This window comes from Spartinivicinus poritis (assembly GCF_028858535.1).
Taxonomy (GTDB): Bacteria; Pseudomonadota; Gammaproteobacteria; order Pseudomonadales; family Zooshikellaceae; genus Spartinivicinus; species Spartinivicinus poritis.
Window position 1 is genome coordinate 1 of the sequence record NZ_JAPMOU010000040.1, and the last position, 25,520, is coordinate 25,520.

25 protein-coding genes are annotated in these 25,520 nt (G+C 38.2%); 19 read left to right on the top strand and 6 right to left on the bottom strand.

What is annotated here, in order from left to right:
• Nucleotides 1-352 precede the first annotated feature (352 nt).
• From ORQ98_RS22005 to ORQ98_RS22015, 3 genes are read left to right on the top strand one after another with little or no spacing between them, the layout of a single operon-like run.
• Entirely contained in the window at nucleotides 353-1,243 is an 891-nt protein-coding gene (locus tag ORQ98_RS22005) for an ABC transporter substrate-binding protein (protein ID WP_274690985.1), read from the top strand.
• 6 nt (nucleotides 1,244-1,249) lie between these two features.
• Nucleotides 1,250-1,576, top strand: a complete 327-nt coding sequence (locus tag ORQ98_RS22010; protein WP_274690986.1) for a type 1 periplasmic-binding domain-containing protein — start codon at nucleotides 1,250-1,252, stop codon at nucleotides 1,574-1,576.
• A 23-nt stretch (nucleotides 1,577-1,599) separates the two neighbouring features.
• Nucleotides 1,600-3,507, top strand: coding sequence for a methyl-accepting chemotaxis protein (locus ORQ98_RS22015; protein WP_274690987.1), 1,908 nt, complete (start codon nucleotides 1,600-1,602; stop codon nucleotides 3,505-3,507).
• 99 nt (nucleotides 3,508-3,606) lie between these two features.
• Here ORQ98_RS22015 and ORQ98_RS22020 read toward each other — a convergent pair whose 3' ends face one another.
• Both ORQ98_RS22020 and ORQ98_RS22025 read right to left on the bottom strand, forming a co-directional pair.
• Complete coding sequence (locus ORQ98_RS22020) at nucleotides 3,607-4,008, bottom strand: DUF7079 family protein (protein ID WP_274690988.1); 402 nt, start codon at nucleotides 4,006-4,008, stop codon at nucleotides 3,607-3,609.
• 357 nt (nucleotides 4,009-4,365) lie between these two features.
• Entirely contained in the window at nucleotides 4,366-4,824 is a 459-nt protein-coding gene (locus tag ORQ98_RS22025) for a type III secretion system chaperone (protein ID WP_274690989.1), read from the bottom strand.
• A gap of 223 nt (nucleotides 4,825-5,047) precedes the next feature.
• Here ORQ98_RS22025 and ORQ98_RS22030 point away from each other — a divergent pair, with 223 nt between their 5' ends.
• From ORQ98_RS22030 to cheB, 9 genes are all read left to right on the top strand, one after another.
• Nucleotides 5,048-5,767 carry a sulfite exporter TauE/SafE family protein gene (locus ORQ98_RS22030; RefSeq protein WP_274690990.1) on the top strand — a complete coding sequence of 240 codons (720 nt, stop codon included), beginning with the start codon at nucleotides 5,048-5,050 and terminating at the stop codon, nucleotides 5,765-5,767.
• A gap of 52 nt (nucleotides 5,768-5,819) precedes the next feature.
• Complete coding sequence (locus ORQ98_RS22035) at nucleotides 5,820-7,712, top strand: hybrid-cluster NAD(P)-dependent oxidoreductase (protein ID WP_274690991.1); 1,893 nt, start codon at nucleotides 5,820-5,822, stop codon at nucleotides 7,710-7,712.
• 206 nt (nucleotides 7,713-7,918) lie between these two features.
• Nucleotides 7,919-9,001 carry an HD domain-containing phosphohydrolase gene (locus tag ORQ98_RS22040; RefSeq protein ID WP_274690992.1) on the top strand — a complete coding sequence of 361 codons (1,083 nt, stop codon included), beginning with the start codon at nucleotides 7,919-7,921 and terminating at the stop codon, nucleotides 8,999-9,001.
• Nucleotides 9,002-9,011: 10 nt separating this feature from the next.
• Nucleotides 9,012-9,488 (top strand): chemotaxis protein CheW, encoded by a 477-nt coding sequence (locus ORQ98_RS22045; protein WP_274690993.1) that lies wholly within the window; start codon nucleotides 9,012-9,014, stop codon nucleotides 9,486-9,488.
• 98 nt (nucleotides 9,489-9,586) lie between these two features.
• Nucleotides 9,587-11,071: a CheR family methyltransferase gene (locus ORQ98_RS22050; protein ID WP_274690994.1), complete on the top strand. Its 1,485-nt coding sequence runs from the start codon at nucleotides 9,587-9,589 to the stop codon at nucleotides 11,069-11,071.
• A gap of 194 nt (nucleotides 11,072-11,265) precedes the next feature.
• Nucleotides 11,266-11,871 carry a chemotaxis protein CheW gene (locus ORQ98_RS22055; protein WP_274690995.1) on the top strand — a complete coding sequence of 202 codons (606 nt, stop codon included), beginning with the start codon at nucleotides 11,266-11,268 and terminating at the stop codon, nucleotides 11,869-11,871.
• Nucleotides 11,872-11,902: 31 nt separating this feature from the next.
• Nucleotides 11,903-13,432, top strand: coding sequence for a protoglobin domain-containing protein (locus ORQ98_RS22060; protein WP_274690996.1), 1,530 nt, complete (start codon nucleotides 11,903-11,905; stop codon nucleotides 13,430-13,432).
• Between the two features lie 8 nt (nucleotides 13,433-13,440).
• Nucleotides 13,441-15,771 carry a hybrid sensor histidine kinase/response regulator gene (locus ORQ98_RS22065; RefSeq protein WP_274690997.1) on the top strand — a complete coding sequence of 777 codons (2,331 nt, stop codon included), beginning with the start codon at nucleotides 13,441-13,443 and terminating at the stop codon, nucleotides 15,769-15,771.
• Between the two features lie 68 nt (nucleotides 15,772-15,839).
• Nucleotides 15,840-16,904 (top strand): chemotaxis-specific protein-glutamate methyltransferase CheB, encoded by a 1,065-nt coding sequence (gene cheB / locus ORQ98_RS22070; RefSeq protein ID WP_274690998.1) that lies wholly within the window; start codon nucleotides 15,840-15,842, stop codon nucleotides 16,902-16,904.
• 2 nt (nucleotides 16,905-16,906) lie between these two features.
• On the opposite strand, the gene ORQ98_RS22075 is transcribed toward cheB, so the two are convergent.
• The gene (locus tag ORQ98_RS22075; RefSeq protein ID WP_274690999.1) at nucleotides 16,907-17,431 is read right to left on the bottom strand and encodes a hypothetical protein; all 525 of its coding nucleotides are present in this window, start codon (nucleotides 17,429-17,431) and stop codon (nucleotides 16,907-16,909) included.
• An 83-nt stretch (nucleotides 17,432-17,514) separates the two neighbouring features.
• Here ORQ98_RS22075 and ORQ98_RS22080 point away from each other — a divergent pair, with 83 nt between their 5' ends.
• Nucleotides 17,515-19,011, top strand: a complete 1,497-nt coding sequence (locus ORQ98_RS22080) for an NCS1 family nucleobase:cation symporter-1 (RefSeq protein ID WP_274691000.1) — start codon at nucleotides 17,515-17,517, stop codon at nucleotides 19,009-19,011.
• An 8-nt stretch (nucleotides 19,012-19,019) separates the two neighbouring features.
• Here ORQ98_RS22080 and ORQ98_RS22085 read toward each other — a convergent pair whose 3' ends face one another.
• Entirely contained in the window at nucleotides 19,020-19,286 is a 267-nt protein-coding gene (locus ORQ98_RS22085) for a TfoX/Sxy family DNA transformation protein (RefSeq protein ID WP_274691001.1), read from the bottom strand.
• An 83-nt stretch (nucleotides 19,287-19,369) separates the two neighbouring features.
• On the opposite strand from ORQ98_RS22085, the gene ORQ98_RS22090 reads away from it, so the two are divergent.
• Nucleotides 19,370-20,218: a substrate-binding periplasmic protein gene (locus ORQ98_RS22090; protein ID WP_274691002.1), complete on the top strand. Its 849-nt coding sequence runs from the start codon at nucleotides 19,370-19,372 to the stop codon at nucleotides 20,216-20,218.
• A gap of 50 nt (nucleotides 20,219-20,268) precedes the next feature.
• Here the strand turns inward: ORQ98_RS22090 and ORQ98_RS22095 are convergent, their stop codons facing one another.
• Nucleotides 20,269-20,757 carry a ParB/RepB/Spo0J family partition protein gene (locus ORQ98_RS22095; protein WP_274691003.1) on the bottom strand — a complete coding sequence of 163 codons (489 nt, stop codon included), beginning with the start codon at nucleotides 20,755-20,757 and terminating at the stop codon, nucleotides 20,269-20,271.
• 433 nt (nucleotides 20,758-21,190) lie between these two features.
• Here ORQ98_RS22095 and ORQ98_RS22100 point away from each other — a divergent pair, with 433 nt between their 5' ends.
• The 3 genes from ORQ98_RS22100 (at nucleotide 21,191) to ORQ98_RS22110 (ending at nucleotide 22,818) form a co-directional block, all read left to right on the top strand.
• Complete coding sequence (locus ORQ98_RS22100; RefSeq protein ID WP_274691004.1) at nucleotides 21,191-21,670, top strand: DUF6174 domain-containing protein; 480 nt, start codon at nucleotides 21,191-21,193, stop codon at nucleotides 21,668-21,670.
• A gap of 230 nt (nucleotides 21,671-21,900) precedes the next feature.
• Entirely contained in the window at nucleotides 21,901-22,314 is a 414-nt protein-coding gene (locus ORQ98_RS22105) for a hypothetical protein (protein ID WP_274691005.1), read from the top strand.
• Between the two features lie 303 nt (nucleotides 22,315-22,617).
• Complete coding sequence (locus ORQ98_RS22110; RefSeq protein WP_274691006.1) at nucleotides 22,618-22,818, top strand: hypothetical protein; 201 nt, start codon at nucleotides 22,618-22,620, stop codon at nucleotides 22,816-22,818.
• Here ORQ98_RS22110 and ORQ98_RS22115 read toward each other — a convergent pair.
• Nucleotides 22,815-23,570 carry a substrate-binding periplasmic protein gene (locus ORQ98_RS22115; RefSeq protein ID WP_274691007.1) on the bottom strand — a complete coding sequence of 252 codons (756 nt, stop codon included), beginning with the start codon at nucleotides 23,568-23,570 and terminating at the stop codon, nucleotides 22,815-22,817. The genes ORQ98_RS22110 and ORQ98_RS22115 overlap by 4 nt on opposite strands.
• Nucleotides 23,571-23,975: 405 nt before the next feature.
• Between ORQ98_RS22115 and ORQ98_RS22120 the strand changes: the two genes are divergently transcribed.
• Nucleotides 23,976-24,974, top strand: a complete 999-nt coding sequence (locus tag ORQ98_RS22120) for a tripartite tricarboxylate transporter substrate binding protein (protein WP_274691008.1) — start codon at nucleotides 23,976-23,978, stop codon at nucleotides 24,972-24,974.
• 78 nt (nucleotides 24,975-25,052) lie between these two features.
• Nucleotides 25,053-25,517, top strand: coding sequence for a tripartite tricarboxylate transporter TctB family protein (locus ORQ98_RS22125; RefSeq protein WP_274691009.1), 465 nt, complete (start codon nucleotides 25,053-25,055; stop codon nucleotides 25,515-25,517).
• Nucleotides 25,518-25,520: the final 3 nt, after the last annotated feature.

A 25,520-nucleotide genomic window follows, 5' to 3' on the forward strand; every position in this document is an offset into this window, starting at 1 on the left:
CAATCATGGGTAATGGATTAGCTGAGTTTGCAGATTAGGTACTCAGTTACACCTAAAAATGATTCGTTATGGGTATACATATAAAAATAATGGTGCCTAAAGATTAAAAACCTAACTATGTAGTTTTTTAAAAGTGACCAATTTTGTCACTCTTAGACCACCACAATAACTATTTGAAGTAGATCACATAATAATATGCACTATATCACATCATCATGTATAACCAAGGCGAAGAGTATTCATCACTGATTTACTGATAAAAATCACTGAAAATGAAGCATCCTAATACCTATATAAAGAAAGTTGTTGTCTATACTTGTCGGTTAATCACTCCTATTGAGTACCTAGGAAAATGAGGCTTATTCATTGCACACTAGTACTAAGCATCACTATTGCTAATTCTACTTGGGCAACAGATCCAGGCGTTACAGATTCACAGCTTATTTTTGGCTCTGTACTTGCTTTAAAAGGCAAGGCAAAAGGACTGGGCCTAGGCATGCAAAAAGGGCTCAATGCAGCATTGGAAGAACAAACAGTTAAAGGCAAAAATATCATAATAAAATACCTCAATGACTTTTATGAACCTAGAAAATCAAGAAACGCCACAATTACCTTAATTGACCAGGGAATATTTTTAATGATTGGCAATGTTGGTACACCAACAGCCAAAGTCACATTACCTTTACTTGCAAAAGCTAATATTCCTGCTGTTGGTTTTTTTACTGGTGCCGGTATTTTGCGGCCAGCACCCGGACCTGTCGTTAATTTTCGAGCAAGTTATATTCAAGAAACAGCCGCTGTAATAAACCAGGGAATTGCTAATGGACTAAAACCCAATGAAGTGTGTGCCTATGTACAAAATGATGCCTATGGGATGGCAGGTTTAGTTGGTATTCGTCAAGCACTTGCTGAACATAATGCAGATACTGATGTGTTAACCTTATACGATAAAATAATCAAAATGGAAGGAGTAATTCCAGCCAGAAATGGTATTGGGCCTATTGGCGTTTACCAAAGGAACACTAATAAAGTTCGTCCAGGTTATCAGTCACTCGTTGATTGGGAACAAAAAACCGGAAAAAATTGTAAGCTTGTCGTTACTGTTGGCGCCTACGGAAATATTGCTCATTTCGTTCGGGTGGCAAATGTTGTCAATAAAGAAAAATGGATTATTTCGGCTGTCTCATTTACTGGTGCTGATAATTATAAAGCAGACTTAACAAAGTACAAAGCAACAGAATGAGTATTGATGACCCAAATAGTTCCTTTACTCAATTCCAAACTACCAATTGTTGCCGAGGCTAAAAAAGCCTTAAAAAATGACTTTGGCTTTGTATCACTAGAGGGTTATATTGTCGGAAAAATGACACTGGCTATTCTTAGTAATATTAATGGAGAACTAACTCGTGAAAACTTTATGAAGCAAGTGCAAACCACCAAATTAAGCCTCGGGGGACTAACTATCGATTTTACCAGCAACCCTTATCAAGGTTCCAACCTGGTTATTGTTAGTCAGCTTAAGGATGAACATTATATACCTGCCACACCTGCTACTTGGCAAGCAATGATGAAATAGATAGGACTCTTGCTGTATATAATATGAATATATTAACCAAGGTCACTCTCTATAGTATTTTAAATATACTCATTATTCTTAGTGTGGCTGTTATTAGTTATACCCTCTCATCTAGATCAACTGAGAAGACTGTTGCAATTATTGAAGAAGAAGTTGATCCTATTCTTTCTGCGCAAAACCTTGATACTCACTTTACTCAAATCATGCTCTATGCCATTACTCATATGACATTAACTGAAGAGCAAAGCATGTTAGAGGTAGAACAAATTATTGAAGAGGAACGTCGTCTTTTTGAAAATTATGTAGATGACTACAGAAGTAATATAAAAAGTAGTCTCTTGCAAAAAAAGATAGATCATTACGTTGAAATAATTCATGAGATGGATACAACCATAGATCAAGCGATTCATTACAATAAAAATTTCGATCAAGAAGCAGGACTGAATTTATTACTTGGAAAAGGAAAGCTACAACTGGAAAGTGCTGGCGATTTAGTGTTACAAATGAAGAATATCCATCGCCTGAAAATTGATGAAAACAAACAAACGGTGTTAAACAATAATAAGGTTCTGGCCAAATCATTAGCGTTAATTGGCTGTATAACGTTAATTATTTATATTTCTCTTTTCATTTATATAAAAATAGTTTTTATAAAGCCAATAAAACAGCTGTCAAACATGGTAAAAATTGCCAAACAAGGCGACTTGACTTCAGTCGTTTCTGTATCAACAAAAGACGAAGTTGGCATGATGACTCAATCACTTCAAGAACTGTTTCATGATCGAATATCTCCTGTCATACGGAATACCCAATCACTAACAAACAGCCAAGCCCAACAAGCGAGTGAGTTTGCTCAAACCTTTACAGACATTGCTACAAGCTCAGAATCCCTTAAAATGCAATCAGGCAAAATATCAGATAGTTCTAATGTCATGGCAACCAATGTCATGTCAGTTGCCGATGCAACAGTCAGCACTTCTAAAAATATTAGTGAAGTCAATCTTTCAATAGAAAAGTCTGTGTCATTACTTAATAATCTAGATAAATTAACAAAAAACAGTGTAAAAGATATTGATGAACTAAGTGAAATATCAAAAAGTATTTACGATAGTATTCACCAAGTGACAAGACAAATGAACCAGTTTTCAAATGATATAAGTACGATTAATGCCTTGTCAGAGCACTCCAGTCAAGCAGCTACCCGTTCACAAGCAAGCGTCCAGTCAACACTTAAGGTACTCGGCGAACTCGAAAATGTAACAGATGAAATTTTTGGCTTCATTGACCAAATTGCTGAAATTTCCACACAAACCAATGTACTTAGCTTGAATGCAGCAATAGAAGCTTGTCAAACAGCTGATGATATGGGCGGGTTTAGAGTGGTTGCGGGCGAAGTAAAAAAGCTGGCAACCCAAACTCAGCAGGCCAATGTAAAACTGGCTACCCTGGTAAAAACAGCCCAAACCAGGTTAACTGTTGTCATGAAAAACTGTGATAATGCCTTTGACCGCTCCACAGAAGTCAATGAAAATAACCAAAAAATAGCTGAGATGATGGCACAACAAGCTGAAACCATAACCGTTGTTTCTAGAAATATAGAATCTATCTCAACGTCATGCACTAATGCAGACACAATTACCAATAGAGTAATTAATAATTTTAAAGAAATATCTCAGTCAGTCGAGAATAACTTTTTAGCCACGAAAACTATGAGTAAAAATGCCAGAGAATGTGAGAGCCATGTGATGGCAATAGTTGAGCTTATAAAACAAGCGTCTGAAGAAGCAACTTGTGTCAGCAAAAACCTAAAAAGTATTAATAAAGAAATTGTTGAGATTGATAGCAATGTTGTAGAAAGCCAACAAAGTGCTCAAGTCATGTTTGATGCCGCTAAAGAGTTAAATGTATTAATGGCTTTTTTTAAAGTTTAATCATAACCCAGAAATAGCTCTCTGAAATATCTTTCAAGCGATGCTATAAACTGGCTAAAAATAGAAAAAGACTAAAAATCATTCACAAATCGTATAGTTTCAGGCTAAATATTTTTCTAGCTGTTGCCAATGATTTGGAACCCATTTACTAAATAATTTCCACTTTACATCAATCCACCTTTTTTTTCGTGGAGAAAGGTTTTTCACATGTAAGCCCACTTTATAGGTAATTTGTCTCGGGCTATACCAACCAATGGGTGGCTGATTCATAGTCATCCAACGCTCTCGCCAAAAGCAAGGAGCTACTTCATAGCGATAAATGGTATATAGTGTTTGCCGTTCGACTTGAGCGGCTTGTAGCTCATTAGCGATACTTTCCAGCACGTGTTCCGATGGCATCACCTCTGCAAAAAGCTGTGCCAAAGCCACCCATACCTGTAAACGTTTACTCTCAGACAAATATAAATCCAACTTATTCATTACAACCGAATATGAAAGCATACTATATTCTTCGCGAATCATTTCTATAATTGCCAACCTAGCTTACTTTCGGCTAGCTAAAACCCATCTCACGGGAAAAATCAACATGCTTACGACTAGTTTGCGCGGCTAGATTTTAATCCTAACGTCCATTTTTTTAAAGGCTTTAACTAATATATACCGTGTTAATTAGGTTAATACCATTCTAACCGATCGGTAGCCATGCAATGACGGTAAATAGAAGTATTGAAACCAAAGCGCTTTACAGTAAGTAATTTTACACTCTCAAACAAGGGATTGGAATATGGCAGGTAACTATTAAGCAGTGTAAAAGCACTTCATAACGGAGCACTTTTACATTCAAGCGAATAAATAGCCTTATACTTTAACACCAAATGTAGTATTCATTGTGGGAGCTTGGCTTTGCTCTAATGATGGTTCATTACCCGTTTCTACTGTCTGTACCTGTTCTTCCACTTTGTTAATATAAGCTTCTAACAGTTGGAAGAGCTCAGCGTCATCCGTATTCCCTAGGTTAAGCTGAGTCCATAAAATAATATCATTGCTCATATCATCAATGGCCGTTAGCATGGGAGGAAACTGCGCATTGAATAAATTGTTGCTCAGCAACTGTTTTGCTTGCAGAAAATCACCTTCCACTAATTTTCCGACACTACTAAAAAAGGTAATAATTTGGCTATTATCCGTCATACCAATGTTAATGGTGAGTTTATCATCAATACTTAAGCTCACTACAGGTTCATTTGGCAGCTCAACATCACCCATACCTAACATATTGAGCAGGGCTTTTATACGTAGCCTTACTTCAGCATTCATATAATTTCCTCAGCACTTGGCCTTGAATTTTTCACTTGTTGCTAAAACTTTAACATATTCAAAACTTTTTACTTATCATCAACAGCGGTTTTTTTTAAGCAAAGCTTGCGGTTACAGCTTAAGCAAACGTCAACTCAGACAAACATTGACTACCCAACCATAGGCTATTCAGCTTACACTATTTATCACATGCCTTTTCATACCGTAACAGGTCACCAAATCAATGGACTATTGGCTTACGACAACTTTCGCCTTTGTGATTATTTTGATCGGCTCAGCAGTGCAAACGGCTATAGGCTTTGGGATGGCTATCATTGCTGCACCATTATTATTTCTGATAAACCCCGACTATGTGCCTGGCCCCATTATCCTGGCAGCACTATTTAATTGTTTAGCAAATACTTATTACTTCCGACATTCAATTTCAATGAGAGGATTAACAGCTGCAATGTTAGGACGTATTCCCGGTTGTATCGTAGGTGGTGGTATATTACTCATACTATCCCCATCCTTAATTGCAGCTTCACTCGCCATCCTGATCGCCTTTGCCTTGCTAACAAGTCTTGCCAATTGGTCTTTCCAGGCTACCCCTAAAGCGCTGTTTATCGCTGGGTTTGCCTCAGGTTTAACCGGTACCAGTACTTCTATTGGTGGCCCTCCAATGGCACTGATTGTACAAAATGAAAGCACTGACTTTATCCGAGCCAACCTTGCAGGGTTTTTCCTTTACAGTTGCATCACCTCATTAATTATTCTAGTAATAATGGGCAAATTTAATTGGCAACACTTGCAACTGGGTCTACCACTGGTTCCTGCAACTTTATTAGGTAACTGGCTTGCCTATCGATTACTTCACTTTATTAGTAAGGCGCAAATTCGCCAATTCACTCTCTGCTTATGCTGTATTGCGATTATTAGCTTACTATTTGAGGTGTTTGCCTAACCTGGATGAATCGATTAAGGTAAACTTCTTGATTAGTCTAGAGTGATATTCCATGTCTCAAACTGCCCGTTTATCTGCAATCACCGTTTACCCAATCAAATCAACCGCGGGACTCTCTATCAGCCAAGCAATGGCTAATCGTGAAGGACTAGCATTTGATCGCCGGTTCGTCTTAGTAGATGACAACGGGCTGTTTATAACTGGACGCCAATACCCTCAACTGACCTTGGTTAAATCGGCCATTGTTCCTACAGGTTTGCAAATTTCAGCCCCTGGCATGCCAACCTTAACCATTAAATATTCTCAATTTACCAGCCAATACCAGCCGATTACTATCTGGAAAGACACCATTCAGGCTCAATATTGTTATCCAGAGTATGACCAATGGTTTAGTAAATTTTTAGGTAAGGCTTGCCATTTATATTTTTATGGTGAAAATTCACAACGCCCCGTCAGAACACGTCCTAATGATCAGGTTAGCTTTGCGGATGGTTATCCTTTACTACTCATTTCAGAAGCGTCATTAATTGACTTAAATTGCCGAACCGCAGAACCTATTGAGATGGCTCAATTTCGACCGAATATCGTAGTCAATGGTACTGGGGCATTTACTGAAGATAGCTGGCAACAGATCAAAATTGGTGGAGTACATTTTGAGGTTGTTTCCCCTTGTGCCCGCTGTATTTTTACAACTGTTAATCCAAATAGCGCCACTAAAAGCCCATTGAAAGAACCCGTCACTACGTTATCTAATTATCGCAGCGATGAAAATTATAATATTTTCTTTGGACAAAACCTAATTGCATTAAATGAAGGCCTAATTACCATAGGTGACTCTGTTGAGGTGATCAAAACCAAAACACCTGCAGTTTATATTGATAACGCACCAATCAAACGAAAGCCAACCCAATCCACCCGGCAAAGTAACCCTACAACTGACATACAGCTCACCTGTCAGCAGGTTATTGAAGAAACGCCTACGACTAAAACATTTTTATTTACGAGCGCAAATAGCTTACCAAACTATTTGCCTGGCCAGTATTTGGCCATAAAACCGGTTATTAATGGTCAAACGATTACCCGCACATATACCTTGTCCTCTTCACCTAGTAGACCAGAGCACTTCGCTATTACAGTAAAACGCGAGGAAAGCGGCGTAGTATCTAATTGGCTTCATAACCAGTTCGCAGAAGGAGATCAGATCACAGCTCAACTACCCAATGGTGATTTTCATCTCCACCGCACCACTAACAATAAACTACTATTATTAGCAGCCGGCAGTGGCATTACCCCCATGCTGTCGATTCTCCGCTGGCTAGCCGATCGTTTGGAAAAAGTTGATGTAGTGTTAATTTACTCAGTACGCAGTCAAGCTGACATCATTGCTTATCATGAGCTGCTGTTACTTGCCCAACAAAACCCCTGCTTTACTCTTCATATAACATTAACTCAACCTACCCAAAAACCAGCATGGCCAGGTTATCAAGGTCGGCTCAACCAGGCTATGCTACAACAATGTGTACCTGATTTAGCCGAGCGCGCTATTTTTGTTTGTGGCTCTGCCAGTTTTATGGAGCACTGTAAAACTCTAAGCCAACAATTAGGTCATGATGTAACTGATTATTATGAAGAACACTTTTTTACTCCACAACAAGTCCCAGCAGCGACTACTCCCAAAAAGCCCGTATCAATACTCTTTGACTCCTGGGATATAATGGTTGAAGGCGATAACCAAACGTCTCTCCTAGAACAAGCTGAACAGGCCGGTATTGCCATTCCTTATATGTGCCGAGCCGGTATTTGTGGACAATGTAAAGTAAAAATCGTATCTGGCGATTATCAACGCCTAGCTGACACGCCTTTATCAGAGACAGAAAAAACAGATAATATAGTGCTTGCTTGTAGTTGTTTAGCAAATAGCAATTTAGTCATTAATGCGATATAACGGACACCTCTAATACTCTTTTTTTGAGTATTTTTTATAAATGCCTCTTTGGGCATTTATAAAGCCCTCTGCTCCTAATGCCTACCTCCAAACACACTCTTCACGATTTTTACTATTGACAAACATCAGGCCGTTACCTAGTTTTCATACATAATTATAGGTAACTATTTATCTATAAACCCTCCAAACGAAAGCTGTTATATTCTATGCACGGAGAATTCATCACCTCTGCCAAGGTATTAATCGTTGATGATATGGCAACCAATCGGGAGCTTGCTAAAACTGCGTTATGTAGTGCAGCTTATCAAATTGACGAAGCAGAAAATGGCCAAGAAGCGTTAGAAAAAATTAAAAATAATCATTATGATGTGGTACTACTAGACGTTCTAATGCCAGATATTGATGGCTTGGATGTTTGCAAAAAATTACGCCAAGAAGCAGACTTTGCACTATTACCCGTTATTATGGTAACCAGCCTTGAAAGCCCTGACGATGTTATTCGCGGCATGTCTGCAGGCGCTACCGACTATGTACAAAAGCCATATTTTCCAGCCGAATTAGTCTCTCGGGTTAATGCAGCAGTCAGACATAAACGTATTATTGATCGTCTAGACGATATTGAAACAGCTTTTTTTACCTTAGCCCGTATTATAGAAGCAAAAGATGCCCATCAAAATGGCCCTTATGATCGCTTAGCCCACTTATCATTAGTCTTTGCCCAAAATTTAAAGCTTACCTATCAACAAATCGATGCATTATGTCGAGGCAGCATTCTGCATGATATTGGAAAACTGGGAGTGCCTGACCATATTTTATTAAAGTCTTCCCAACTCAACGATAGTGAATGGGAAATCATGAAACAACATGTCATCATTGGCGAACAACTTTGTAAACCTTTTAAAGCCCTTCAAGATACCGTCGAAATTATTAAATATCACCATGAAGCCTGGGATGGATCAGGTTATCCAGAAGGTTTATCAGGTAAAAACATCCCCCTATTAGCACGTATATTTCAAATAGTCGATATTTATGATGCACTTAGTTCCAAACGCCCATATAAAGAAGCATATTCAGAAGAAACCACCATTAATATTTTAAAAGAAGAGTCCAAGAAAGGTTTAAGAGATGCCAAGCTAGTAAAAGAATTTATTGCACTATTAAAAGCAGAGCCAAAATTATTTCAAACGCACAAAGAGCCAGTCACTTTATCAAAAAGTTGTGAGTTAACAGAAAAGGTAATGAAACTTGGTATTTCTAGTTGGTATCAAAAGATCATCAACTCCTCATAAGCTGATTATTATGATTGCTACTCACCAACCCGCTGTACCAGCACACACAACCTTAGTAACCCTAACTGAAGGTGGCTATGTTCTTCATTTTATGGTTGCAGATGTACAGTGCTGTTTACCTGTTGATCACATTAAACGTATTATTACATTAGCCGACTTATTTAAAACCCCAAAAGCTCCTTCTTACATGGTGGGCATGTTGAATCTACATGGGCAAGCGATTCCAATCATTGACCCTTGCATGTATTTACAGCTTGGAACGCCCACACCCTATAGCATTGAAACGACTATTATTATTTGCCGTTATAATAAACATTTATTTGGTATAACTGTTGGCCAAGTAATGGATATTGATAGTATCCGCTCAGAAAACTTACAATATGTTGAAAGCAATCAATCTCCCTTTATTGGTACCGTAAATTTTAATAAAACAATATCATTTATACTCGATGTCAAATACTTAGCACAAAGTTGTGAAACAGTTTAAGTATAAATAGGTATACTCACCAAGAAGGATATTACTGAATTTTGAGTAGCGCTGTTTTAGCAGGTAATGCCATTATTTTCTAATAACTTCATATCACTATGAAAATTACAAATCAAACTGAACAAGCGGTTACTGAGTTTATTGCTAACAAGTTCGGTATTCACTTGCAGTCATATCAAATTCCTTATTTACATGATGCTATAAGCAGTGCTTGCGAAAAATTTAATTATCAATCTCCCAGTGAATACCTAATGAACTTGACCAGTGCAAATTATGATGCACCCGAGCTTTCTCATTTGATTAATGCTATTACCATCAGCGAGAGCTACTTTTTTAGAGACACAGAACAAAACCAATTACTAGAAGAAGAGTTATTACCTCGACTCATTCGTCAACATCGAGAAAACCAACAGCTAAGTTTACGTATCTGGAGTGCTGGATGCGCCAAAGGGCAAGAAATATACAGTATCGCGATTATTTTACATAAACTATTACCCGATATAGAGAGTTGGAATATTCATTTATTAGCGACAGATATCAATCAAACTAATTTAAGTGATGCGATTAAAGGACAGTACAATGCTTGGTCAATGCGTTCTACACCAGAATCAATCATTAATCAATTCTTTCATGTAAATGCATCACCAACCGAAAAAGTTTATCAAATTAATGACCAACTAAGAGAATTAGTCAAGTTTAGCTTTATAAACTTATCTGAAGACCATTTTCCAAATATTTGGAACGAGACCAATAATTTAGATTTAATTATTTGCCGAAATGTTTTTATCTACCTGAGTAAACTAGCTAAACCAAGAATTATTGAAAAGTTTATAAGCTGTCTCAGGCTTAACGGCATCCTAATATTTAGCGCGTCAGACCTCATTAATTACCACTCTCCCTGGTTAAATAAATACCAATTTTTAAATAGAGAGTTTTTTGTTAAAGTAAAACAACCTGACTTAACAAATGAATTTATCAAAGACTCCCTTACCAGCTCAGCTAGTTACTATTCCCCAGAACCCACCATTGAAGAGCCACCTTCGGTTCAAAAAGAAAATAATAACCAAACACTGCTGACAACAGTTCAAACCATGATGAAATCTGGACATTGGGTTGAAGCTTCAAACCTATGTGATCAGTTACTTAATAACACGTCACTATACCCAGTTGCTATACAGTATAAAGCAAAGGCATTGGCAAATATCGGTAAGCTAGATGAAGCTAGTCACTTATGTTTAACCTATATCAAAACTAAACCTCTTGATAAACATGGTTATTTAATTTATAGCTTGATATTAATTGAGCAAAGTAAGTATCAACAGGCCGTTGATCAACTTAAAAAAGCAATTTATATCGATAGTAAATTTTTGGAAGCTTATTATCACTACGGCCTGCTACAAATCCGGTTAGGGAAGATAAAACAAGGCATTGAAATTTTAGAGTGTGCAGCTAATCTAGTAAACCAACAAAATGCTCATTATATCGTCCATAATACTGTAGATGAAACCTATGAACACCTTGCTCATACTATCAAAGAAGAAATTAGTATGTACCAATCACTTCATAAAGTAGCTAAGAGCTAATTGGTTGGCAGGCATTGACTCTTTCAATCAATATAGAAGAACTCAATAACCTTGTTGAATATCCTGCTACTATTGCCTAGTTTTATAAGATAGCCTTCACTTTCTCAATATAACATGCCTCTATACTGCTATGATTACTTCCAGAAGCAGTAGAAGTGTTATCCATTTGAATCAAAACTAGCATGAAAGCAGTTATGCCTAAAAACAATAATAATAGTGACAACCCTCTTCCCTCTTCGTCCCCACAACTGACTTATACAAGTGCCAATGCATTATTACCTGCTGATGATAAGCAAAAGAAGATTCTTAACAAAAGAGCAGCTGAACTCGCTGAAACAAAAACTGAAATCGCATTTAAAAGCACCGATCAAGAAGAGTATATCCGGTTTAAACTGGGTAAAAGCGAGCAGTATGGAATTCCATACCATTATTTAGAAGAAATTACTTATGCCAATAACATATCAAAAGTGCCTTGCGTGCCCTCTCACATCGCGGGTGTTATTAATTGGCGAGGCAATTTACTAGCAGTGTTGAATCTAGCGTTTTTTTTCAATATAGAAGCAAATGAGGTGAATGATGAAAGTCGGGTAATCATTGTTACAGCAAGTAACATGACTGCTGGTATTTTGGTCAGCGAAATAGAAGAAAATAATACGTATTCTCCCAATATGCTCGCCCCTCCTATTTCATCTGAACGGGTAACCAACATTGACTATGTTAAAGGTATCTATAAAGGAACTATCACCATTATTGATCTTACTGCTATCTTTAGTGATAAAGCTTTAGAGGTCAATCAATAAAGATTTTCATCACTATTTTGAGGTAGTTGTAATGGATACGAGGGTGCAGTCTCTCAACGAGCAAATGGGAATAGATACAAGGCAACAGCTTGCTCGAAAGCAGTTTATGGGCTTTTCAGACACAGACGAAAATATACTATTAGATATGTTACCAGAGGTAAAAAGCCGGCTTGATATAATTGTTGATGACTTTTATCAAAACTTTCAACGCTATCCTGAACTAAACAATATAATCACTAACGCCGACTCTAGTATTGATCGACTAAGGCAGTCCATGCGTAAATATTTGCTTGAAATGTTTCAAGGCAATTATACTGCTAGCTATTTTGAAAGCCGTTGTCGTATTGGCTCTATACATAGCCAAATTGGTGTTACCCCTCGCTGGTTCATCGGCAGTATGCCAATTTACCTTCATCATTTTCATCATATCATTGAGGAAAAGTATCACTTCCGATCTAAATTACGCCAACAGGCAATGGCTGCAGTGGGAAAAATATTCTGCCTTGACTTGCAGCTCGCGATGGATGCCTATACCTATAATTTAATAGCCGATCTTAGCAAGTCCAAAATACATATAGAAACTCATGTAAAAAAATATGGTTCTTTTATAGGAAAAGTTGCTGCCGGAAATTTAAAAGATCGCATTGAAATCAGAGGTGATGATGAAGTAGCTATTTTAGGACAAAACCTTAATAATATGACCGCTAAACTTGCAACCATGGCAGGTCAAACCAAAGAAGCTAGCCAAGCAATTATTACAACCCTTAATCAAGTCAAAGGTGCCATTACTTCCCAGTCTTCAGGTGCATCTGAACAAGCCGCTGCCGTTATTCAAACCACCGCAACACTGCAAGAAATAAAAGCGACTTCTAGTCAAACGCTAGAAAAAGCAAAACTGCTTGGAAAAATGGCAGAGCGTACTCATGAGGAAAGCGAGCAAGGTCTGGAGGCAGTAAAACGCTGTGTTGAAGGCATGAATGCTATTCGTGAGCGAGTAGAAGGAATCGCCCATACGATTTTAGCGCTTAGCGAGCAAACCCAACAAATTGGTGATATTACAGCAGCGGTTACTGGATTAGCACAGCAACTCAAAATGCTAGCACTCAATGCTTCAATTGAAGCAGCTAAAGCAGGTGAGTCAGGCAAAGGTTTTGGTGTAGTTGCTTCTGAAGTGAAAGAACTTGCCGAGCAATCACAACAGTCAACGGCCCAAGTACAAAAAATCCTTCAGGATATTCGCCATGCCACAGACCGAGCCGTAATGGCCACAGAAGAAGGAAGCAAAGGAGTAGACCAAGGGGTTGAGCTGGTTGCTCAATCGGGAGAAACGATGCAAAAGCTAGGTGAGGTGATTCGTGAAACCACAATGGCAAGCCAACAAATAGTGGCAGCTGTCGGCCAAGAGGTAGCAGGAATTGATCAAGTCACCATTGCAATGAGGGAAATAAAGGAAGTCACTAGCCAGTTTGTCAGCGACACTGAACAAACCAAGCAGGCTACCAGTAAATTAATGGAACTGGCTGAACAACTCGGGCAAAATGTAAGCGCTTTTAAACTCTAGGTAGCTTTATGCCACTAGATAAAGACCTTATCCAACGTTTACTTGTTACATTTGCCATTGAACTTGAAGAGCAATGTCAAATAATTACAGATAAACTGCTGTTTACCGAGCAAAATCCATGTAATGAAGAAGAACTGAATAACAATTACAATATTATTTTTCGCGCTGCTCACAACATAAAAGGGGCTGCAACCGGTATTGAGCTACAAGAATTAGCAGATATTGCCCACCATATCGAATCAATCATTAGTCAACTTAAAGAAAATAAACAACCACCTCAGTCTGACACAATTGACTTATTTCTTAAATCGCTGGATGGAATGAAAAATATTTTATCTGCAAAGCAACAGAATACTGATATAGCTGATAATATTACACCACTTATTGAACAATTAACTCAACATAACGTATCAGCAGATGCTTTATTAACCAACCCAGAAGCAAGTCAACCAACTGAAGAGACTGATCGTCCATTGCCGGAGGAGCTACCAGCTACTCTCCAACCAGAACCGGCGCTTATTGAAAAGCTAACCAATAGCATCACTAAAAACAGCGCAACATCTTCAATTTTTAAAAAAAATGAAATTGTAAAAATAAACTTAGACAAACTAACAAAAATAGATGCATTATCCGAAGAGTTACAAGTTACTAAAATTGAGATGGAGAATAATCTTGTATTACTGAACAATTTTCAAGTAATAGTAAGGGATTTTTTATCTGTTTGGAAAAAAGCTCAGCCTGCTTGGTGTAGAATGGCCACTGAAAAGCTACCCGTCGAGATATCTCAATTACTTTGCGATGGTAATAAAACTATTTCACTGATTAATAATATCACATCAGCCCTATATAAAAATTTTCGTTCTACCAGTAATCAATTAGGAGTCCTTTCAACAGCACTGCAAAGTAATGTACGGATTATGCGGTTAGTTCCTGCTGCTACCCTCTTCACACCTTTAACAAGAACAGTTCGAGATATTGCCAAAGAGCTTGGCAAAGAAGTGAATTTATCTGTAACAGGAGATGATATTGAAATAGACCGAAGTGTATTGGAAGGTATTCACGACCCAGTGGTACACTTACTGCGAAATGCTATTGACCATGGTATAGAACTACCCGCTAATCGAGTAAATAATGGTAAGCCCAAAGCAGGTCAATTAACGGTAACCATCCAAAGTCATGGAAGTGAAATTATTATTGTTATTAAAGATGATGGTACTGGATTAAATGTAACAAAAATTGCTAGCGTAGCTTTAAAAAATAAAATCATTTCTGAAAAAGCATTAGAAAAGCTAAACGACGATGAAATTATAGACTTAATTTTTTGCCCAGGTTTTTCCACTAAGGAGACCGTTACAAAAATTTCTGGTCGTGGTGTTGGACTTGATATCGTTCGAGAAAATATAAAAAATTTAAAAGGCAACATTTTAGTTTCAACAGAGGAAGCTAAAGGTACTAGCTTCACACTACACTTACCCGTAACACTTGCCACAGAACATGGATTATTAATTCGAACCAGTGAAACCATCTTTGCCATTCCCACTACCGCAGTCGAGCGAGTGAGAGAAATTGATCAACACCAAATCATACAAGTAGAAGCCTGTCTTGCAATTTTATATGAAAATAAAGCTGTACCCTTGCGCAAACTCACAACGATTTTAAACTTGCCAGAAAAAAATTCAGCCCAAGATGACAATCACTATTCAGTCGTGATTATTGCCAAAGGCTGGAGTATGGTCGCACTCATGGTAGATGAAGTCATTGGTGAGCGAGAAATTATTATTAAACCCTTACAACCTCCTTTAATTTCTGTCAAAAATATCATTGGAGGAGCCTTTATGGGCAGTGGCAACATTGTTATGGTGTTAAATCCTGCAGACTTGGTTGATTCTGCCTTAAGCTCAATCATACACATTTCCCATATTACAAAACCCAATATTCAAGAGAAAAAAAAGCAAGCACGTATTTTAGTTGTCGATGATTCCATTACCACTCGGACCCTGGAACAAAATATCTTGGAAAGCGTGGGCTATAAAGTCAGTGTGACTGTAGATGGTTTACAAGCCTGGAAACTACTACAGCAGGAGTCATTTGACCTAATTGTTGCAGACATTCAAATGCCAGAAATGGATGGGTTTCAACTGACTGAAAAAATTAAATCTAATGAAAAGTATGCCTCAATACCTGTTATTATTGTTAGCTCGTTAGCCAATGAGGAAGATCAACGCCGTGGCTTAGCCGTTGGTGCAGATGCTTATATCGTTAAAGGTCAGTTTGAAACTAAAATATTATTAGAAACTGTATCCAGGGTCTTAACAACTTATGGATATCAAGCAGCCTAGTCATTTTTCGTATAATAATTGCTTACTCAGCATCTCTTTAAGTAGCACCATAAATAGAGTTTTTACCAATGATCAAGGTACTGATTTGTGATGATTCTCAGGTAATTGTCGAGCTACTGACAGCTATTTTAGAAAGCACAAATGACTTCCAAGTAGTCGGAAAAGCTTTTAATGGCAAAGAAGCAGTTGCTATGGCGAAGCAACTAAAACCCGATATTATTACTATGGATATTCGTATGCCAGTGATGAATGGGTTTGAAGCGACTCGCCTCATCATGGCTGAACAGCCTACGCCAATAGTGGTTGTTAGTGCGAGTGTAAACACTTCAGATTTACAAATAACCTTTAAAGCTTTAGAAGCAGGTGCTTTATCCGTTATCGAAAAGCCTCAACTATCATCCAATAATGCCTATCAGTCCATCAACCGGGAGTTACTAGACACTTTGCATGCAATGGCAGAAATAAAAGTCATTCATCACCATTTGCATTTAAAGTCACTCATAAACAGTCCACATTATGGGCCAGCAGAACTAGGCACTTTACAAGTTGAACATTATGAACTCATTGCCATTGGTTGCTCAACAGGCGGGCCTATTGCACTAATTCAGCTATTAAAAAAACTGCCTGTGAACTTTCAGTTACCTATCCTCATTACGCAACACATCTCCCCAGGGTTTCTAGATGGTTTGATTGAATGGTTAAATAGTTATACAGCACTATCTGTATTAAAGGCTGTAGATGATGAAAAAATAGAACCAGGTTATATTTACTTTGCACCTGACCATTACCATCTAACAGTCATTAAAAAAAATAAACATTTATACTGTCAGCTTATTGATGCTCCACCAGTTAAGGGGATCAGGCCTTCTGTGAACTACCTATTCAATTCTATTGCCGCTTGCTGTGGTCAACATGCTATTGCCATCTTATTAACAGGTATGGGAGATGATGGCGCTATTGGGATGGAGGCTATTCATCAAGCAAATGGTTATACGATAATTCAGGATCGACCCAGCGCTATAGTATATGGTATGCCTGAGGCAGCCTTATCAAGAAAGGCTGTAAGCGCTGTCGTCAAATTATCTGAAATGACCGAGTTTATCATCCGTCTTTTATATCAGGATTCAAAGTAAAACTAATCAAAAAAATGCTTTGACAACACAAGAATCAACCCCATTATTTGAAAAAACAACGCAATATTACTTAAGTCATTATTTTTCTGCTCTAGCCCCCTAGCCTGAGCTAACAAATCTAGTTTTTCACCATAAATCGTATTAATTTGATCAGTAGTATGTTGTTTATACTGGGCAATACTATTTAAAAACAAAGTGTATAGTTGCTCACTATTATTCTGCATGTTTGAGGGGATTGCTACATTAATGGTGTTTAACACATCTGAAATAAAGTTAATAAGATACTTCTGTGAGGTTTCCTGAGCAACCAATAAAGTTGCTGTATCTTTTTTCAACTCAAACAACTGATAGTCCTGCCAAAGTTGCATAATGGTTTGTTCTATCGCCTCAGCTTGATCGTGAAGCGATTTAATGTTGTCATTATTCTCTGTTACTAAATAATTGTTCATTACTGCTGAAATGACCGTCATCATTACTCCTGACAAAATGAGTACAACGGATGTCAGGTATTTAAGTCGTTTTTTCATTATTTCCTATCCCACGCATCCTTGTTGATATCTAAGTATAAAGCCAGGTAAGCTTAACGGCTTCATGCAATGGAAAATAACAAATGGACATGACAGCCACTTCTCACTTGTCACCGAGCCACTCCCAATCAACGTCAACCATAGAACATTTGGCTTTACTTGACAGCGCTTACTACAATCCTGACATTGCTCCTACCTTACCTTATCAGCGCACCTGGACAAAATGGCATATCGCTGCACTTTGGGTAGGTATGGCCATTTGTGTACCCACCTATATGCTAGGAGGCGTTCTTACAAGTTATTTTGGCCTAAGCATAAGCGAAGCATTACTGACAATATTGCTTGCCAATATTGTCATTCTTATTCCTTTAACACTAAATGCTTGCCCAGGCACTCAGTATGGCATTCCATTTCCTGTCGTATTACGCTCTTCATTTGGCATAGTGGGTTCTAATATACCCTGCTTAATTCGCGCTTTAGTTGCCTGTGGCTGGTTTGGCATTCAAACTTTATTTGGGGGACTTGCTATCCATATCCTGTTATCTACGCTTTTTGATGGTTGGGCAAATTTAGCATCAGTAGGGGAAGTTATCGGCTTCTTTATTTTCTTACTATTAAACCTGATTGTCGTGATTAAAGGTGCCAATTCCATTAAATGGTTAGAAACCCTTTCTGCACCACTGCTATTACTGGTAGGTATCGGACTAATGGTCTGGGCAATGCCCCACATCTCAATGGCACAATTGCTCGAAGAGCCCGCTAAGCGTCCAGCAACAGACAGTGTTTGGCACTATTTTTTTGCAGGATTAACTGCGATGGTTGGCTTTTGGGCAACCCTATCGTTAAATATCCCTGATTTCAGCCGTTATGCCCAAAGCCAAAAAGCACAAATTACTGGCCAAATTATAGGCCTGCCACTTACAATGTTTTTCTTTGCTGCACTGGGTGTTGTCATGACAGCCGCATCTCCCACATTGGTCGGGGAAAGCATTGCCGATCCAATCCATTTAATTGGCAAAATAGAAAACCCTGTCATTGTTGCGATTTCTATGGGTATTTTAATTATCGCCACACTTTCTACTAATACAGCCGCTAATGTGGTTTCTCCCACCAATGATATTCAAAATATAGCGCCAAAATATATCAACCAAACCACAGGCGTACTACTAACAGGTTTGATTGGAGTGTTACTAATGGGTTGGGAGTTATTAAAAAAGCTAGGCTTGACTTCTTCAACAGTAAGTTTAGAAAGCCTGTATTCCAACTGGCTGATTGGTTACTCCTGTTTATTAGGCCCAATCGCCGGCATCATGATCGTTGACTATTTTATTATTAAACAACAACGGCTTGATATTCACTCACTGTATACAGTAGACGGCCATTACCCTCGATTTAACAAAGCAGGCTTTATAGCCTTGATAATACCCACGCTCATCACGTTAGCTGCCATCGTTTACAATGTCATACCCTGGTTTTATGACTATGGCTGGTTTACTGGGTCGCTAACCGGTGGGCTAATATATTACCTGGTTAGCCCCAGTTCACAATCCCATTATCAGTTAGTAACAAAATCATCATAAAAATAAGGCTAACTCGCTAGCCCAGCAGCAACTCGTAACTGATATTTTTCTTCTTCTGAAAAATCATCCCAATGCCGGTCTTGCAAAGCACCTTCTAGTGAGTACAAGTAATAGCAAACCGGCAAACGTTGTCCGGCATCCGAAGATAACATTTGGTAAGCCGTGGCAGAGCCTATTTTTGCCAAATCGTCTGGGGTCTTAATATTGATGCTGGTTAGCCGTTCAGCAACTGTTTTTCCTATATTACGTAACTGGGTTAGCTCACTTTGTTTCATATCGTTACCTGCTCCTTATTTCACCAGAATAATCTTGGCCTATAATTTTATAAATGCCCAGCACCTGAAGGAAATGCTTACCATTGTCCTCCACGACTCCCCAGCTGTTCTACCAAGCAACCAAGTTATTTACCATTTGTCATATATTGCCGATTATCTTTTGCCACAACCTTTATGCAAATGAAACAGTCAAAATCTGTGATGATGATGGTGAATGGCCTCCTTTTATTTACTACCAAAGAGTGAATGGTAAGCCAGACAAAAGCAAACTCACTGGCGCCTCTGTTGAACTAATTGATGCTGCTTTTAAACTAACCAGTTTTACTTATAGTTTGCAGCTACTCCCTTGGCAACGCTGCCTTGATGAAGTGAATCACTTTGGAAAACGAGGCAACTTTGAAGCACTCACTAATGCGAGCTTTAGCATGGAGCGTGCGAAAAAGTACTATGCAACCACTTCAATCTATGAATTACACAGCGGTGTATTCTACTCAAAAGAAAAATTCCCTGATGGCCCTGTCATTAATAAGCCATCTGATCTTAATAACTTTAAACTCTGCGGAGTGTTAGGTTACAATTACGAATACCTATACACAAAATATGGGCTTAATAAGAACAAAACCATTGATACAGGCGCTAATAATATTTTTTCTGTACTTACAATGATTGCTAATAATCGCTGTGATATTTTTGAAAATAGCCTTGAACCAATATATGGCGCTGTACTGGTAGGTAAATACACTTTACCCAGTAATATTGCCAGTGCCCCATTAGCCAATGTTGATAAGATTTACTATCATATCCATATTGCTAAAACGTCTCCACGTGCTTATAAAATACTCACTGAGCTTAACCAAGCCATTTTAATTTTACAACATCAAGGGGTATCCAAAAAAATATTTGATAAGTATTTAAAGTCTCTCAGGCGTTAACTAACTAAGCTAAATTTGTTCTTAAAGCTTACCCCTTTAATATTGCTCTTTTACTGGTATGCTAATTTTTCTAAAATACTTGCTAATTCAATCTTGCTTTTGAAGACTATTGCAACTAGCCCTTCCTCCTTGTGGCCAGGACGTTCTTTTACTACTACCATCAGTCCAGTCTTTTGATTAACCGCTTTACCAATATCTTGATACGATTTATCAATAACACTGAATAAGCCATCCTTTTTTTCTTTTAAGTGCTTAACTTCCATTTCCAGTTTTCTCACTGACCAGTGATTTTGAGCCGCAAGGCGAATCAGTTGCATCTGTATTTGTGGCTCCTTTAAAGTCACGATATGCCTGATATAAGAAGATTTAAATCGATGAACTTTAAGCAATGCTTTTACCATCGGATTTAATGTAGCAAATCTTGACCAGTGAGATATTTCCGACCTGGACACCCCTAGCTGGTTGGCAATTTGCTTTTGTGTCAATCCTTGAGCTTTGAGCTTTTTGCACTCATCTACCCGTAACCAAAAATCATCCATAGCAGAACCCCAAAACTCTGTGTAGCAAATGCTACTGAGTGTAATACCGAATGACTAACTTTTAAAATAATGGATAGTTACAAGCAGTGATCACGACAAAACAGCACGCTATCAAAAAAGTAAGCACTTATATCTATCTATAAATTTCTTTAATAATGCTACAGCGCATGATCATGACTTAAAACACATTTAAGTTATTACTTACTTTTTAAGTAAAAATTTATATTCAACTTTAGCATTTATTGCTTTATATCAAACATACGACATTTGCTTCTAAATACACGTACAATATAAAAATTAATATTGTAAATTTTGTCAAGATACTTTATAAAGTGCCGCGATAAATACTCAAATGAATATACCGGATGTATTGAGTATATTTTTAACCGTATTGTGAGACTCAATAAGTGAGTTGAACATAGGAGGTTCATTTATGGCACTTAAAAAAATGCTGGCCCTTGCATTGACAACCGCGTTATCTGCTTCCGTCTCAGCTAACTCCACTGATCCCTGGAGTGAAGACTTCACTAAAGACTTTAAGCCAGAAGTCGCCACTTACTTAGCTAGATGGTATAAGAATAACTATAACGATTATACTTATATTTACCGCTATTTTTGCTTCTGTGCAGAAGCAGGTAAGTCATTTACGGTTGATGTAAGAGATAATAAAGTTAAAAAAGTCACCTATACAGATACTAACCAAGAAGTTCCTGAATCCTTTATGAGTATGTTTAGTACCATTGATGGACTTTTTGTTGACTTAGTCAAAGCCAATAAAAATGCTCATAAAATTAATGTTCAGTTTAATAAACGTCACGGCAACCCAACCAATGTTTATATTGACCAAGACCCTCGCATTGCTGATGAAGAGACAGCTTATGTGATCGATCGAATATTTCCAATACTACCGTAAACAGCTCATTTATATACCTATCATAAATCATTTATAGGTATATAAATTAAGCGAAATATACTCAAAATGAAGGGTTAATTCCCAAACAAATATAATTTTTTCACTAAAGGGCACCTCTAATTATTGTTTATCTTTAGTGAAAGATGTAACCATGCCAGCTAAGTTTTAGGCATTTTCTTCTCAAGAAAATCAGTGCGTTCCTAAGCCAACATTTATTCAAGGAGAAACGTATGGCTAAAATATCAACGATTATTAAAACGATTGGCACTTGCTTTATTGCATTACAACTGCTGCTGCAAATGACACCTGCCACTGCACAAGAAAATATAGCCGCTGTTGTTAAACCCAAAGGTATTTGTACACTCGATTACAACCAGTGTGGTAATTCAAGTATCTGTACTTGCCCTGATGGTTACAACTATGAAGCAGCAATTGGCTACTGCATTATTTCAGATACAAATAATGCTACAGTAGCTGGAATAGATAAAAGAGCAGTCAGAAGCGCGTGTTCGATTATGACATCATCTGTTGGAGCAGCTTGTACCAGAGACATCAACCGTTTCGGTAATCCAAGCGTTTGTAACTGCCCAGGCAGCACTGAATATAACGAAGTACTAGGGCATTGCGTAGATTCTGCACGTTAATTTTAGTCTTTCGATAAGTGTTTAACCACAAGGTGAGTGGCATTCTTCACTCACCTTGTGGCCTTTCCCTTCCAGATTACTCTCGTGACAAGCGTCTCACTTACCCACCCCTTTTAGTGATCCACATTAATAAAGTGTGAGACTAATCAAACAACCCATCATTTTTAGTTTTTGTAATACCGTTATGATTGTAAATAAGCCACACTATTAAATGAGTTAATAATTGATTATTACACATTAGGGTTATACTACTTTGAACGATCAATCACGATACTAAAAAACCAGCAGCTAAAAGGCAAAGCAATGAACATACGCCCTACCCAGCCACCTCTACATGCCGACATCACAAGTAGCCACTCACACACCTCTAATCAGAATTTAGACTCCCCTGCTCACACTAAACCTAATGAGTTAAACACCGCTAAGCTGGCCAAATTACTCTGGCTTATCGCAGGAGAGCTGGCTAAAGCTCCTTCAACTCGCTCAGACCAAACTGATACCTAAAATACGATGGGTGCTTTGTACTTATCAAATATCCGCTTAACTTCTCCTGACTTAATCAGTAACTTTAACGCTGCATCAAACTTGTCTCTATCAACATAATGTGGAGAGCGTTTGGCAATAGCAAAATAATTTGGAATTTTGCTTTCATGCTTATAATCTAAATATCGATAAGGTAAATTTTGCTCATTAATAGGCAGCTCAATTTGGTGTTTATCTTGCTCTAAAATAGCAAGTATGTTTACTTCCTTGCTTGCCAAACCCGCTACCATAGCAGAAAAGCTACGGTAGGCTGTTTTACTGATCTCTGAAGACTGATCTAAGGCTTCAAAATAGGATGTTTCAAGTTTAACACCCAGTTTAAACCGTTTTAAGGTTTCAAACTGGCTCACCATTATTGGGCTACCTTGCAAAACGATAAAAAGAGTGTCTTTTTGTCGATATCCAAGCGGCTTTAAAAAGTGAACAATCGATTCTCTTTCTTTGGAATACGATACCCTAGGAATAATATCGATCAGGCCTCTACGGGCATCAGTCATACTTTTTTGAAAGGGTACTTTTCGCCATACTAATCGATAATTTAGCTGCTTAGCCAGTAATTCAAGTATATCCACCATAGGACCAGCCATTTGCTTATTTTCTAAAAACATCAATGGTGGCCGTTCACGGAAATCTGCCCGCAACACTTTAATATTCGCAAAACTTAATGTTGGTTGAATAAACAACAGAAGCAGTACAACAAGCATCTTCTTCATTATTAGTCTCTCGCTTTCTCGACAAGGCTACACCTTTTGTTTTGGCTATACCCTTCGCATTGGGCATATAAGGCCAAAAATCTAGCACTTTAATTCACACTCAGCACCTGACGTGCAAATACAGCTGATGTATAAGTTATCGGCTAAATTTTACACAACAGCGTACCTTGAATTATTATACGGCTCAAAGGAACATTTTAATATAAACGTTCAAATTGTTATGCATCCTCTGATAGTATCCACCCATCTTAAATTAACGCACTAGTTAACCTAAATGGCTTTTATGAACCCTATGAACTTTATGAACAAAACACTCTTTAAGCACATAATCTTTTCATTTACTCATTGCTTGGTAATGTGTCAACGGTAGTGCTGAAAAATAAATATTAAACGCAAGGAGTCACTATGCCAATTATTTCTCAATCTTTCCGCTGTCGATTTATCCAACTCAAAGCTTCTCTCTGTGCTGTAACGCTAGCGTTAAGCGTTAATAGTTATGCAGAAAAAATAACCGATGTTCACTTTCTTGTCCCAGGTGGCGCTGGTGGTGGCTGGGATTCAACAGCTCGCGCTACGGGCTCAACACTCAAAGAAGCTGGTTTAATCAATAAAGTATCCTATCAAAACCTTTCAGGTGGTGGTGGAGGTAAAGCCATCGCTTATCTAATAGAAACAGCCAAAAAACAGCAAGATACGTTAATGGTTAATTCTACACCCATTGTTATCCGCTCATTGGCTGGCGTATTTCCCCAAACGTTTCGAGATTTAACCCCTATTGCTGCCACTATTGCCGACTATGGTGCATTTATTGTTAAAAATGATGCCCCTTATAAAGACTGGAAACAGTTAATTACAGAGTACAAAAAAGCACCTGCTAAAGTTAAATTCGCTGGTGGTTCTACCCGTGGAAGCATGGACCATTTAATTGCGGCCGCTGCAGTCCAAAATGAAGGACTAAATCCACGTCAACTGCGTTATGTACCTTATGATGCAGGAGCCAAGGCCATGGCAGCATTACTCTCTGGTGAAACCCAAGTGCTTTCTACAGGTTTTGGTGAAGCACTGGAATTAGCCAAGTCAGGTCAAGTCAGAATATTAGCGATTACTGCACCAGAACGCCTGAAAGCCGCACCAGATGTCCCTACTTTAAAAGAAATGGGTAATCCCACAGTCTTTGCCAACTGGCGTGGTTTTTTTGCAGCACCGAACATTGCCAAAAACAAAGCAGAAGCGCTAGCAAAATTACTTGCAGATATGCAGCAAACCCCTGCCTGGAATAAAACCCGTGATCGCTATGGCTGGATTGATAACTATAAAGCCAATGATGACTTTATTGCATTTCTTAATGACCAAGAAAAAACCATGCGCACACTCATGCAAACACTTGGTTTTCTAAAAAAATAAGTGAATTTTCAGGAGCTATACTCCCTCACTAACCAGAACCGTATAGCTCCTTATAATAATAACTCGTAGGAATTCCCCATGCTCACCACCGATCGAATTGGCGGAATGGTATTTTTAGCATTGTCGCTGGGCTATGGTTACTGTACCACTCTTATTCCAGATTACCCTGGTTCTGAGTTTGAACCAGTGACAGCAAAAACCTTCCCTTATATCCTTAGTGTTTTGGGCTCTATTATTGCTTTTTGCTTACTTGTAGCCCCTGCCTCAAACAACACCAAGGAACAAGCACAACCGTTTAATTGGTATACAACGATTGCTTTACTGTTAGCAATGGGCGTATATGGTCTTATAGTAGACTGGGCAGGCTTTATTTTAGCCACTATTTTATTTCTCATCACAGGCTATCGCATCCTAGGAGAAAAACGACTACAGGTTTTATTACTTGCTTCCATACCCGTCGTTATTATTTTTTGGCTATTTCTCACCCAGGCATTGGATGTATACCTGACACCTGGTCAGCTGTTTGATGGATTAGGGGGATAAACC

Excerpts from the sequence above, each read along its gene's own strand:
- ORQ98_RS22105 (WP_274691005.1), top strand. The coding sequence starts at position 21,901 with ATGGCTAAAATATCAACGATTATTAAAACGATTGGCACTTGCTTTATT.
- ORQ98_RS22095 (WP_274691003.1), bottom strand. The coding sequence starts at position 20,757 with ATGGATGATTTTTGGTTACGGGTAGATGAGTGCAAAAAGCTCAAAGCT.
- ORQ98_RS22085 (WP_274691001.1), bottom strand. The coding sequence starts at position 19,286 with ATGAAACAAAGTGAGCTAACCCAGTTACGTAATATAGGAAAAACAGTT.
- ORQ98_RS22065 (WP_274690997.1), top strand. The coding sequence starts at position 13,441 with ATGCCACTAGATAAAGACCTTATCCAACGTTTACTTGTTACATTTGCC.
- ORQ98_RS22080 (WP_274691000.1), top strand. The coding sequence starts at position 17,515 with ATGGACATGACAGCCACTTCTCACTTGTCACCGAGCCACTCCCAATCA.
- ORQ98_RS22030 (WP_274690990.1), top strand. The coding sequence starts at position 5,048 with ATGGACTATTGGCTTACGACAACTTTCGCCTTTGTGATTATTTTGATC.
- ORQ98_RS22125 (WP_274691009.1), top strand. The coding sequence starts at position 25,053 with ATGCTCACCACCGATCGAATTGGCGGAATGGTATTTTTAGCATTGTCG.
- ORQ98_RS22025 (WP_274690989.1), bottom strand. The coding sequence starts at position 4,824 with ATGAATGCTGAAGTAAGGCTACGTATAAAAGCCCTGCTCAATATGTTA.
- ORQ98_RS22050 (WP_274690994.1), top strand. The coding sequence starts at position 9,587 with ATGAAAATTACAAATCAAACTGAACAAGCGGTTACTGAGTTTATTGCT.
- ORQ98_RS22010 (WP_274690986.1), top strand. The coding sequence starts at position 1,250 with ATGACCCAAATAGTTCCTTTACTCAATTCCAAACTACCAATTGTTGCC.
- ORQ98_RS22045 (WP_274690993.1), top strand. The coding sequence starts at position 9,012 with ATGATTGCTACTCACCAACCCGCTGTACCAGCACACACAACCTTAGTA.
- ORQ98_RS22115 (WP_274691007.1), bottom strand. The coding sequence starts at position 23,570 with ATGAAGAAGATGCTTGTTGTACTGCTTCTGTTGTTTATTCAACCAACA.
- ORQ98_RS22005 (WP_274690985.1), top strand. The coding sequence starts at position 353 with ATGAGGCTTATTCATTGCACACTAGTACTAAGCATCACTATTGCTAAT.
- ORQ98_RS22110 (WP_274691006.1), top strand. The coding sequence starts at position 22,618 with ATGAACATACGCCCTACCCAGCCACCTCTACATGCCGACATCACAAGT.
- ORQ98_RS22015 (WP_274690987.1), top strand. The coding sequence starts at position 1,600 with ATGAATATATTAACCAAGGTCACTCTCTATAGTATTTTAAATATACTC.
- ORQ98_RS22055 (WP_274690995.1), top strand. The coding sequence starts at position 11,266 with ATGCCTAAAAACAATAATAATAGTGACAACCCTCTTCCCTCTTCGTCC.
- ORQ98_RS22035 (WP_274690991.1), top strand. The coding sequence starts at position 5,820 with ATGTCTCAAACTGCCCGTTTATCTGCAATCACCGTTTACCCAATCAAA.
- ORQ98_RS22020 (WP_274690988.1), bottom strand. The coding sequence starts at position 4,008 with ATGCTTTCATATTCGGTTGTAATGAATAAGTTGGATTTATATTTGTCT.
- ORQ98_RS22060 (WP_274690996.1), top strand. The coding sequence starts at position 11,903 with ATGGATACGAGGGTGCAGTCTCTCAACGAGCAAATGGGAATAGATACA.
- ORQ98_RS22075 (WP_274690999.1), bottom strand. The coding sequence starts at position 17,431 with ATGAAAAAACGACTTAAATACCTGACATCCGTTGTACTCATTTTGTCA.
- ORQ98_RS22040 (WP_274690992.1), top strand. The coding sequence starts at position 7,919 with ATGCACGGAGAATTCATCACCTCTGCCAAGGTATTAATCGTTGATGAT.
- ORQ98_RS22120 (WP_274691008.1), top strand. The coding sequence starts at position 23,976 with ATGCCAATTATTTCTCAATCTTTCCGCTGTCGATTTATCCAACTCAAA.
- cheB (WP_274690998.1), top strand. The coding sequence starts at position 15,840 with ATGATCAAGGTACTGATTTGTGATGATTCTCAGGTAATTGTCGAGCTA.
- ORQ98_RS22100 (WP_274691004.1), top strand. The coding sequence starts at position 21,191 with ATGGCACTTAAAAAAATGCTGGCCCTTGCATTGACAACCGCGTTATCT.